General features: G+C 55.6%; 10 protein-coding genes and 1 tRNA gene. 4 read left to right on the top strand and 7 right to left on the bottom strand.

From position 1 onward, the window contains the following. Positions 1-304: 304 nt before the first annotated feature. Positions 305-380: transfer RNA gene (locus tag SPG90_RS17580), tRNA-Phe, on the bottom strand. Positions 381-549: 169 nt separating this feature from the next. On the opposite strand from SPG90_RS17580, the gene SPG90_RS17575 reads away from it, so the two are divergent. Together SPG90_RS17575 and SPG90_RS17570 are read left to right on the top strand one after the other, a co-directional pair. Next, a complete protein-coding gene (locus SPG90_RS17575; protein ID WP_126303733.1) occupies positions 550-1,395 on the top strand; it encodes an AraC family transcriptional regulator in 846 nt (281 codons plus the stop codon). Between the two features lie 36 nt (positions 1,396-1,431). Beyond that, complete coding sequence (locus tag SPG90_RS17570) at positions 1,432-2,022, top strand: LysE family translocator (RefSeq protein ID WP_023310109.1); 591 nt, start codon at positions 1,432-1,434, stop codon at positions 2,020-2,022. Here SPG90_RS17570 and SPG90_RS17565 read toward each other — a convergent pair. The 5 genes from SPG90_RS17565 to aspA all read right to left on the bottom strand — a co-directional run bounded on the left by SPG90_RS17565 (position 2,019) and on the right by aspA (position 7,601). Beyond that, positions 2,019-2,594, bottom strand: a complete 576-nt coding sequence (locus tag SPG90_RS17565) for a transcriptional regulator (RefSeq protein WP_023310110.1) — start codon at positions 2,592-2,594, stop codon at positions 2,019-2,021. The two genes, SPG90_RS17570 and SPG90_RS17565, sit on opposite strands and share 4 nt — an antisense overlap. A gap of 49 nt (positions 2,595-2,643) precedes the next feature. Beyond that, complete coding sequence (locus SPG90_RS17560) at positions 2,644-4,335, bottom strand: protein-disulfide reductase DsbD (protein ID WP_126303731.1); 1,692 nt, start codon at positions 4,333-4,335, stop codon at positions 2,644-2,646. Continuing rightward, positions 4,311-4,634, bottom strand: a complete 324-nt coding sequence (gene cutA, locus SPG90_RS17555) for a divalent cation tolerance protein CutA (RefSeq protein WP_014168278.1) — start codon at positions 4,632-4,634, stop codon at positions 4,311-4,313. The genes SPG90_RS17560 and cutA overlap by 25 nt, the downstream gene beginning before the upstream one ends. A gap of 113 nt (positions 4,635-4,747) precedes the next feature. Continuing rightward, entirely contained in the window at positions 4,748-6,049 is a 1,302-nt protein-coding gene (locus tag SPG90_RS17550; protein WP_023334226.1) for an anaerobic C4-dicarboxylate transporter, read from the bottom strand. A gap of 115 nt (positions 6,050-6,164) precedes the next feature. Further along, on the bottom strand, positions 6,165-7,601 hold the full coding sequence (gene aspA / locus SPG90_RS17545; protein WP_003855923.1) for an aspartate ammonia-lyase: 1,437 nt from the start codon (positions 7,599-7,601) through the stop codon (positions 6,165-6,167). Between the two features lie 335 nt (positions 7,602-7,936). Between aspA and SPG90_RS17540 the strand changes: the two genes are divergently transcribed. After that, positions 7,937-8,401 carry an FxsA family protein gene (locus SPG90_RS17540; protein WP_023616652.1) on the top strand — a complete coding sequence of 155 codons (465 nt, stop codon included), beginning with the start codon at positions 7,937-7,939 and terminating at the stop codon, positions 8,399-8,401. A 24-nt stretch (positions 8,402-8,425) separates the two neighbouring features. On the opposite strand, the gene yjeH is transcribed toward SPG90_RS17540, so the two are convergent. Then, a complete protein-coding gene (yjeH, locus tag SPG90_RS17535) occupies positions 8,426-9,676 on the bottom strand; it encodes an L-methionine/branched-chain amino acid transporter (protein WP_126303727.1) in 1,251 nt (416 codons plus the stop codon). A 179-nt stretch (positions 9,677-9,855) separates the two neighbouring features. Between yjeH and SPG90_RS17530 the strand changes: the two genes are divergently transcribed. Beyond that, entirely contained in the window at positions 9,856-10,149 is a 294-nt protein-coding gene (locus SPG90_RS17530; protein WP_003855929.1) for a co-chaperone GroES, read from the top strand. Positions 10,150-10,166: the final 17 nt, after the last annotated feature.

The raw sequence follows: 10,166 nt of genomic DNA, 5'->3' as shown, positions 1-10,166 counted from the left end.
CAGAAGTGAAACGCCGTAGCGCCGATGGTAGTGTGGGGTCTCCCCATGTGAGAGTAGGGAACTGCCAGGCATCAATTAGAAGAACCCCGTACCGAAAGGTACGGGGTTTTTTGCTTTGTGCGCAGAAAAGTCCGTTGGCGCTGTGCTTGCCGGGCCTGCGGGCTCAGTAGACCGAAAAAGGCAAAGCCGCCATCCGGCAATGCAGACCGCACGATCACACGGCAAAGAGAAACAGGAATACAAAGATGGGATGTATAAACGCAGAAAAGCAAAAACCCAGCCATAGGCTGGGTTCTTTAAATAGTGGTGCCCGGACTCGGAATCGAACCAAGGACACGGGGATTTTCAATCCCCTGCTCTACCGACTGAGCTATCCGGGCAACGGAGCGCATTAAACCGCAATCACGCTCGATCGTCAACATTATTTCGGGAAAAGCTGTTCAACTGCTTAAGTTTGCGGCAATCTGTCCGCTTTCGCCGTGAAAATGCACAAATCTTCCAGACATAACCAGTGTAATACGGCAATGCTGATAGCAAGAGGAGGGCAGTATGGCAAATGACTGGCTTGAACTGCGTCAGCATGCAGATACGGGTATTGAGACGATTAAAGCGCATTTCGAAGGGCATGCCTTTGATCCGCACTGGCACGATAGCTATCTGGTAGGGATAACCCTCTCCGGCACGCAGCAGTTTCACTGCCGGCGTGAGCGCCATCGTAGCCAGCCGGGCGACGCATTTCTCCTCGAGCCTGGCGAGATCCACGACGGTGATGCGCCTGTAGAGGGCGGCTTTACCTATTTGACCTTCTATCTTGATGAGCGCTGGCTTACCCGTGCGCTACAGGGACTTTACGAATCTACTCCAGGGAGTTATTCACCCCACTTTGCCCAAACGCTGACGCGGGAGCCGCAGCTGGTGCGCGCTATCGGTGAGACATTCTCCACCCTGCATAATGACGAGATGAAAATCGTTCAGCAAAGCACAATGGATAATCTGCTCTCCCGGATCACCGCCCACTGCCACTGGCGTAAGAAACTACCGTCGCAGTTACAAAGCGCTGCTGTGGCGCATCGGGCGCGCGACTATCTCTATGCCCATATCGGTGAGAACGTGGGGCTGTCAGATCTTGCGCGCGAGACGGGCACGGATCGCTTTACCCTGACGCGCTGTTTTAAGCGCGAGTTCAACCTGGCGCCCCACGCATGGCTTATTCAGCTTCGTCTGGCAAAGGCCCGACAGCTGCTGGCGCGTGGCGACCAGCCCGTTGATGTGGCTGCCGCAGTGGGATTTGCCGATCAAAGCCATCTGGGGCGTTGGTTTCAGCGTGCTTACCGCATCTCTCCTGCACACTACCGACGGTTGTGCACAAACCTTCCAGACGTTTCCAAAAAATAACGGCACATTCATGGCTCTAATAAAAAGGAGCCACCTGTGAGTTTGATACCCTTTCTGTTGTTCGCATTTGTCGCCTCCATTACGCCGGGGCCGACCAATATTCTCGTGCTGACGAACAGCCAGCACTTTGGCGTAAAAAATACCGTACCTGCTATTCTGGGCGGGTGTATCGCGGCCAGTGCGATCGTGCTGGTATCCGGCGCGGGCGCGGGGGAAGTGCTGCGTCAGTACCCTTTGATACGTCAGATAATGAGCTGGACAGGCGTGCTGTGGCTAAGCTGGATGAGCTGGCAGCTGTTTCGCGCCCCGGCTGCCCGTCTCTCCGCTGAGCACCGTATCCGATTCACCGCTCGGGCGGCGGCGCTGCTGCAGATCGTGAACCCGAAAACCTGGATGATGGCGCTGGCCGTCGTCAGCCTGTTTGCCCCAGCTGGTGACCATGCATTGCGCGATATTGCGCTAATGGCGCTATGGTTTCTGCTGATCTCGATAGCCTGTTTGATGTGCTGGGCGTGGTTGGGTAAAGCGGTGAACCGAATTTTTCGCACCACCGTGGCGATGGTGCGGTTTCAGCGCCTGATGGCGCTGTGTCTGCTCATCTCCGCCTGGGCGGGCATGCTGGCTTAGGTCAGCGCTCCACCCATTCTGCATTGGGCAAAGCGTAGAATATCTTCCGCCAGGCGGTGCGCCGTATCCACATCTGCCTGGCTACGGTTCACCAGCATGCGGCTTAGGCAACCTTCCAGCACCAGCTCCATCTGTTTAGCCACCATCGCAGGGTCATCGACTTCCAGCGTGGTCAGCAGCTCGTGGGTGAAGTCATGCGCCGCTCGTTTTTGCTGCTCCGCCAACTGGTGGATAGGATGGCCAGGGTCGGGAAAATAAGTGCAGGCGGCGATGAACAGACAACCCGGGTAGCGGTTGTTGCTGACGCATTCCGTCAGCGCGGTATAGCGCGCCAGCAGCTTTTGCTCCGCGGTCAGTTCTTCATTCAGCATCAGCTGTCTGCGCCAGATATCAACCTGCTGGCTGAGATAGCGCAGGGCATCATAGAGTAGCGCCTCTTTATCCGGCCAGAAGCGCTTAAGTTCATCCAGAGGATAATCGATACGGTCGGCTACCATCTCAAGCGTGGTGCTGGCGATCCCTTGAATCTCAAGTAGTTGCAGGGCTTGTCCCAGTACGTCTTCACGTTGCACGGTTATCTCCTCCGCTATTCCCAACGGTTTGTCCCGTTTAAAGTGTTGTTTACGGTTGGCGATTGCGCAAATGCGCGCTAAATGCGGCAGCATCCATAAACCCGGTTACACGCTGCTCAGGCTGCTCATGGCCCTGTTGATTGAAGAACAGAATGGTTGGCAGCCCGAGTACGTTAAGCTGCTTCAGCAGAGCCTTATCCTGTGCATTATTGGCGGTCACGTTAGCCTGGAGCAAAACGGTCTCTTTCAGGGCGCTTTGCACCTGTGGATCGCTAAAAGTATATTTTTCAAACTCTTTGCAGGCGACACACCAGTCGGCATAGAGATCGAGCATCACCGGTTTGCCTTTCGCCTCTGCCAGGGCGCTGTTAAGTTCATCCACGTTTTTAATCTGGGTGAAGTTCAGATGCGCTTGCATCTGACCCACCGGTGTGCCGAACGCCCAGTCCTGCAGAGGGCGTACGCTCACCAGCGCGGCAGCCAGCAGCAGGATTTGCACCAGGCGCATCCATGGCTTCTTCGCCCCCAGGCTGACGATAAACGCCCATGTAAAGAACGCTACGCCGAGCATCGCCCACAGGCGCAAACCCCAGGCGTCGCCGATGATACGCTCAAGGAGGAACACCGGCAGCGCGAGGATGACAAAGCCAAATGCGGTTTTCACCGTCTCCATCCACGGGCCGCTCTTCGGCAGAAGTCGATTACCGAAAACCGTGACCAGAATCAGCGGCAGGCCCATGCCCAGGGCATACAGGTACAACGTTCCGCCGCCGAGCCACATGTTACCGCTCTGGGCGATATAGAGCAGGATGGCGCTCAGCGGCGCGGTGGTGCAGGGAGAGCATATCAGCCCAGCAATGGCACCCATCGCGAACACGCCGCCTGCGGAGCCGCCCTGCTGACGGTTGCTCATCAGCGTTAAGCGAGTCTGCAAAGCCGACGGTAGCTGCAGGGTAAACAGGCCGAACATCGACAGTGCCAGCAGGATGAAGACCGCCGACAGGCCAATAAGGACGTAAGGATGCTGCAGTGCGGCCTGGAACTGTAACCCGGCAGCGGCAACCACGAGGCCGAGCGCCGTGTAGGTTAGCGCCATTCCCTGCACGTATATAAAAGCCAGCAGCAGCGCGCGGGCGGTAGAAAGACGCTGTTTGCCGCCCAGCACGATGCCAGAGATGAGCGGATACATCGGCAACACGCACGGCGTAAAGGCAATGCCGATACCAATCAGTAAAGCCCACAACGCTGAGAATGGAAGGTCAGCGCTGTCGTTGGTTTTCTCAACCGAGGGGACCGGCGTTACAGCAGCAGTCGCTTTCACTTCGCTAAGCGGCACGACTTTCGTTTCCGGCGGATAGCAGAATCCCGCGTCCGCGCACCCCTGGTAGGTCACCGTCAGCGTTGCACCTTTATCGGCCTGATTCACCGTCACGGGCACGCTTAAGCGCTGGCGGTAGATTTCACTCTTGCCGTAGAACTCGTCCTCGTGCCACTCGCCTGCGGGCAACTGTAATGCGCCTACGTTTGCCTTAGCAGGGGTAATGCTCACCTGCTTGCGGTAGAGGTAATAGCCCTCTTTCACCTGCCAGGTAAGATTGAGATCGTGCTGGTTTTGCTGAAAGTCGAAAACGAACGCCTGGTCGGCAGGAATAAAGTTCGAACGGCCGGGCGCGTCAAACAACCCGGCAAAAGCTGACGTGCTGCACAGCAGCAGGATCAGCGTAAGGAAGCGTTGAGCCATGAGAGATAGTCGTTATCGCCGTGGACCACTGGCAGCACCAGCAGTTCCGGAGTTTGGTAAGGATGATGAGATTTGAGGCAGTCCAGGAGAGCCTGCTGATTCGCCAGATTGGTTTTGAGCAACATCTGGACTTCGTACTCTTGCTCCAGCTTGCCTTCCCAGTAATAAAGGGAGGTGGCACCGGGGAGGAGCGTCACGCAGGCTGCCAGTTTTTCGGCCAGCACTTTGGCGGCGAGATCCTGGGCAGAGGCTTCATCAGGGGCGGTACACAGTACGACAACAGCATCAGGCGTGTTCACAAGTCGACCTCCTCATCACGAAAGGCCTCACTATATCACGCAAGGCGGTTGGTCATTAATGAAACGGGCCGCAGAGCGGCCCGATTTTAACTATTTTTACAACCACTCACCGTTTACAGCACCACGCCGCCAATGATAAAGCCGAGGATCACGCAAAGTGAAATGGCGACCACGCCCGGGATCAGGAACGCGTGGTTAAACACATACTTACCGATACGTGTTGAGCCGGTGTCGTCCATCTCCACCGCCGCCAGCAGGGTTGGGTAGGTTGGCAGAACGAACAGGGCGGAAACCGCCGCGAAAGAGGCAATCGCCGTCAGTGGCGTAACGCCCAGCATCAGTGCCGCAGGCATCAACGCTTTTGTGGTCGCCGCCTGGGAGTAAAGCAGGGTAGCGGCAAAGAACAGCACCACCGCCAGCAGCCACGGGTAGTTGTGCAGCAGGTCGCCTGCTACGGTCTGAATGTCGCTGATGTGCGCTTTCACGAAGGTATCACCAAGCCAGGCTACGCCGAGGACGCACACGCAGGCGCTCATACCGGATTTGAAGGTGCTGGCGTTCAGCACTTCGCTGGTATCAATTTTACAGGTGATGCTAATCAGCGTCGCGATGGTCAGCATAAACACCACAATCGCTTCGTTACGCGGCAGGACCGGGTTCTGGATCAGGCCCACGGTGTCGCTGATGGCGGTCGCGTAGAACATCACCGCGACAATACCGATCAGAAACAGCAGCACGGAACGTTTTGCGTGCGGCTTCAGCTCGAAGACCTGGCTGCCGCGCAGCCTCACTTCACCCTTGGCAAGGCGTTCCTGGTAAACCGGATCGTCTTTCAGTTCGGCGCCGAGGAAGTTACACAGCACGGCAGTGATCATCACCGCGATCAGCGTCACCGGGATACAGATCGCCAGCAGCGTCAGGTAGCTCACGCCCATCGGCTCAAGGATACCGGCGAAGAAGACCACCGCAGCGGAAATCGGCGAGGCGGTAATCGCAATCTGGGACGCCACGACGGCAATAGAGAGCGGACGAGACGGACGGATACCCTGCTCTTTCGCCACTTCGGTAATCACCGGCAGCGTAGAGAAGGCGGTGTGGCCCGTACCGGCGAGAATGGTCATAAACCAGGTCACCAGCGGGGCAAGGAAGGTAATGTATTTTGGATGGCGGCGCAGCATACGCTCCGCCAGGCTTACCAGGTAGTCCATACCGCCTGCCACCTGCATGGCGGCGATAGCGGCAATAACTGCCATGATGATTTCGATAACGTCGAACGGGATTGCGCCGGGTTTAATCTGAAAGATAAGGGTAAGAACGAGCACCCCGAGACCGCCGGCAAAACCGATGCCGATACCCCCGAGTCTTGCTCCCAAATAAATCGCCAACAAGACGATGACGAGTTCTGCTCCAAACATAAGGACCTGCCTTGCTTATTAACAAGTTGATATTGAATTGTTGTATTTAGGTAACGCCTAAAAAGAAAAAAGGCACGTCACAAGTGACGTGCCTTAAGAAGCCTAGCCAGAACGGTTACTGTTCGCTTTCATCGGTATATCGTTTCGCTTTATATGCCGGGTGCATCAGGTTTTGGGCCGAGAAGATATCGTCCAGCTCAGCTTCGGTCAACAGCCCGCGCTCCAGCACCACTTCACGTACGCTCTTACCGGTTTCGGCGCAAATCTTACCGACGATATCACCGTTGTGGTGACCGATGAACGGGTTGAGGTAGGTGACGATCCCGATGGAGTTGTAGACATAACCCTCACAGACTTCTTTATTCGCCGTGATGCCGTTAATGCATTTTTCCAGCAGGTTGTAGCAGGCGTTGGTCAGGATGTGGATGGATTCAAACATCGCCTGGCCAATCACTGGCTCCATCACGTTCAGCTGCAGCTGACCCGCTTCAGAGGCCATGGTCACGGTCGTATCGTTACCGATGACTTTGAAGCAAACCTGGTTCACCACTTCTGGCACCACCGGGTTCACCTTGGCTGGCATGATGGATGAACCGGCCTGCAGCTCTGGCAGGTTAATTTCATTCAGGCCAGCGCGCGGACCGGAAGAGAGCAGGCGCAGGTCGTTACAGATTTTGGACAGTTTCACCGCCAGACGTTTCAGGGCGCTGTGTACCATGACGTAGGCGCCGCAGTCGGAGGTGGCTTCAATCAGGTCTTCTGCAGGCACAACCGGCAGGTTAGAGACTTCGGCCAGCTTCTGTACCGCCAGCTGCTGATAGCCATCCGGGGTGTTCAGACGGGTACCGATGGCGGTGGCGCCCAGGTTCACTTCCAGCAGCAGCTCAGAGGTGCGCAGAAGGTTTTTGGTCTCTTCGTTCAGCAGTACGTTAAACGCGTGGAATTCCTGGCCGAGCGTCATCGGCACCGCGTCCTGCAGCTGGGTACGACCCATTTTCAGGATGTCCTGGAACTCAACCGCTTTACGCTGGAAGCCATCACCCAGCTGGTTGATCGCATCCACCAGTTTCACCACAGAGGCATACACCGCGATACGGAAGCCGGTAGGGTAGGCGTCGTTGGTAGACTGGCATTTGTTTACGTGATCGTTCGGGTTCAGGTACTGGTATTCACCTTTCTGGTGACCCATCAGCTCCAGGCCAATGTTTGCCAGTACTTCGTTGGTATTCATGTTGACGGAGGTACCCGCGCCGCCCTGATAGACGTCAACCGGGAACTGGTCCATACATTTGCCGTTGTTCAGCACTTCATCGCAGGCTGCGATAATCGCATTTGCCGCGCTTTTAGGAATGGTTTGCAGCTCTTTGTTGGCCAGTGCTGCGGCTTTCTTCACCATCACCATGCCACGGACAAACTCAGGGATGTCGCTGATTTTGCTGTTGCTGATGTAGAAGTTTTCAATCGCTCTCAGAGTGTGGACACCGTAGTAGGCATCCGCTGGAACTTCCCTGGTACCCAACAAGTCTTCTTCGATACGAATGTTGTTTAACATGTGAACCTTCTTTTCAAGCTGCCGATGGATTGTACTAAACACACAGTATTTATGTGGTTTTGAATATTTTCTGGCCGACGATTATTCCCTCAATCAGCCAGATGCTCGAGATCATATGCTGATGATAGCGAATTGCCGTAAGCTGGATCACTTATTATCGAGCCGATTCCATGATAATTATTAATCTGTGAAATGGGTCACCGCTTTATAATTTCCAAAAAAAATATCCGTGCAAACTGATTGAATTTTCGCTAACCGTCACCATTTCATACAAACGCGCGTCGCGAACACATTCAGACAGGGGCCCGATGGCCTCTGCCACACAGGAGATGCCAGTGCGCTGGATACCGTTTATTGCTTTCTTTCTCTATGTTTACATTGAGATTTCCATTTTCATCCAGGTTGCCCATGTGCTGGGCGTCCTGCTGACACTGATTCTGGTGATTTTCACCTCCGTCATCGGCATGTCGCTGGTGCGTAATCAGGGTTTCAAAAATTTCCTGATAATGCAGCAGAAGATGGCCGCAGGGGAAAGCCCGGCGGAAGAGATGATCAAAAGCGTGTCGTTGATTATTGCGGGGCTGCTGCTGATCCTGCCGGGGTTCTTCACTGACTTCCTCGGCCTGCTGCTGCTTCTGCCGCCGGTGCAAAAACACCTGACCATGAAGCTGCTGCCGCATCTGCGCTTTAGCCGTATGCCGGGCGGCGGGTTCAGCACCGGGCCGGGCGATACCTTTGAAGGGGAGTATCAGCGTAAGGATGAACAGCACGACCGTTTAGATCATAAAGACGATCGGTGATTTTGTTGCCCGGTGGCGCTTCGCCTACCGGGCCTCCGGGAGCGCACCGCGCTTCGGCAAAAACACCCACAGCCCTGCCAGCATGATAATCGCGTACAGACTCTTCCATCCCACCATCGCCAGCAACAGCAGGCAAAGCAACCCCCCGACGACCGCCAGAGCTTTATAGCGACCTTTCAGCAAACGACATCCCGCCAGCATGCACAGCAGGTAGATCATGATGAAAATGCCGTTGGCGTAGACGATCAGCGCGTCCAGATTAATCTTCAGTGCGTAAATACACAGCGTGCTCACCGCGCAGCAGCCCAGTACGGTATTCAGGGCATTCAGCGGAAGCTGGCGTTTAGACAGGCGCGCGAGGCGATTCTCAGGTTTGTCGAGCGCCTGCGACCACACCAGCCGAGCAAAGCTCTGGATATAAATATTGAGGCTGGCAAAACAGGCGAGATAGCCGATGACACAGGCGATCCATAGCGCCTTCACGCCGAACAGTTCCACCACGATACCCGGCAGCGATGCCGCGGCGGCGAGATCCGCTCCGAACGCGTGGAAGTGTAAGACCAGCACGGTACATGCCCAATAGACCGTACCTGCCAGCAGCAGGCCTATCATCAGCGCGCGGGGGAAATCGCGTTCAGGCTGCTTAAATTCAGAGGCCAGATGGGCAAAGGCTTCCAGGCCGACAAAACACCAGAACATGACGGAGAGCGCGGCGAAAAGCTCGGAATGGTCGACGTCTGTCACCGCAGGGAAGGGAATTTCCTTTATTGTGATATCGCCCGCCCACCAGATTGCGACAACGAGCGCGACAATCAGCACCGCAACCAGCGTCTGCAGGTTGGCGCTGGAGCTGGTGCCTCGAGAACCCACCCACCAGACGATCGCCAGCGTACCCAGTTCGGCCAGCAATAACTGCTCGTTATGCCAGCCAAACAGCGCCTGACCAAAGCCGGTCGCAATATGCAACGCCGCAGGTAGGCCAACCGGAATGACGGAGAGAAACAGCCAGCCGGTGACACGCTGCAGCCGCGGGCCAAAGGCCAGTCCGACAAAGTGCGCCACGCCGCCCGCGCTGGGGAAATGCCGCCCCAGGATGGCAAACACAATGGCTATCGGGAAAACCAATACAATCAGCGCTGGCCACGCCCACAGGCTATTATTTCCAGCCACCAGCGCCGCCAGTGAGGGTACGGCAAACACGCCCGTACCTAACAAGGAGGTTGAGAGCAGTCCGACGCCCTGCGCCAGCCCCAGCTCCTGCTTGAGTCCACTCATTCACATCGCCCTGCCAGTACCAAAAGAGAGGCGATGGTAACACTTTCGCAAATTTTTTTTTCGACTCCCCCTTGAAGGGGGAAAAAGCTATCCCCATCTCTCAGGGCACTAGTCGGAAAACCGCATGCGGGCCGGCGTCATCCATAACTGATAATGACTTTCTCAAAGGAGAGCTATCAATGAGTATTCGTCCGTTACATGATCGTGTGATCGTCAAACGTAAAGAAGTTGAAACCAAGTCTGCTGGCGGCATCGTTCTGACCGGTTCTGCAGCAGCCAAATCAACGCGTGGCGAAATCATCGCTGTCGGTAAGGGCCGCATCCTGGAAAACGGAACTGTGCAGCCACTGGACGTTAAAGTTGGTGACATCGTAATTTTCAACGATGGCTACGGCGTGAAATCCGAGAAGATCGACAATGAAGAAGTGTTGATCATGTCCGAGAGCGACATTCTGGCAATTGTTGAAGCGTAATTTACGCACGAGAATTT

This window comes from Enterobacter sp. D2 (genome assembly GCF_034427575.1).
In the GTDB taxonomy this organism is placed as follows: domain Bacteria; phylum Pseudomonadota; class Gammaproteobacteria; order Enterobacterales; family Enterobacteriaceae; genus Enterobacter; species Enterobacter cloacae_M.
Note: the sequence above shows the minus strand (reverse complement) of the source record. Positions and strands in the feature narration are given on the sequence as shown.

Excerpts from the sequence above, each read along its gene's own strand:
- SPG90_RS17560 (WP_126303731.1), bottom strand. The coding sequence starts at position 4,335 with ATGGCTCAACGCTTCCTTACGCTGATCCTGCTGCTGTGCAGCACGTCA.
- yjeH (WP_126303727.1), bottom strand. The coding sequence starts at position 9,676 with ATGAGTGGACTCAAGCAGGAGCTGGGGCTGGCGCAGGGCGTCGGACTG.
- SPG90_RS17575 (WP_126303733.1), top strand. The coding sequence starts at position 550 with ATGGCAAATGACTGGCTTGAACTGCGTCAGCATGCAGATACGGGTATT.
- aspA (WP_003855923.1), bottom strand. The coding sequence starts at position 7,601 with ATGTTAAACAACATTCGTATCGAAGAAGACTTGTTGGGTACCAGGGAA.
- SPG90_RS17550 (WP_023334226.1), bottom strand. The coding sequence starts at position 6,049 with ATGTTTGGAGCAGAACTCGTCATCGTCTTGTTGGCGATTTATTTGGGA.
- SPG90_RS17530 (WP_003855929.1), top strand. The coding sequence starts at position 9,856 with ATGAGTATTCGTCCGTTACATGATCGTGTGATCGTCAAACGTAAAGAA.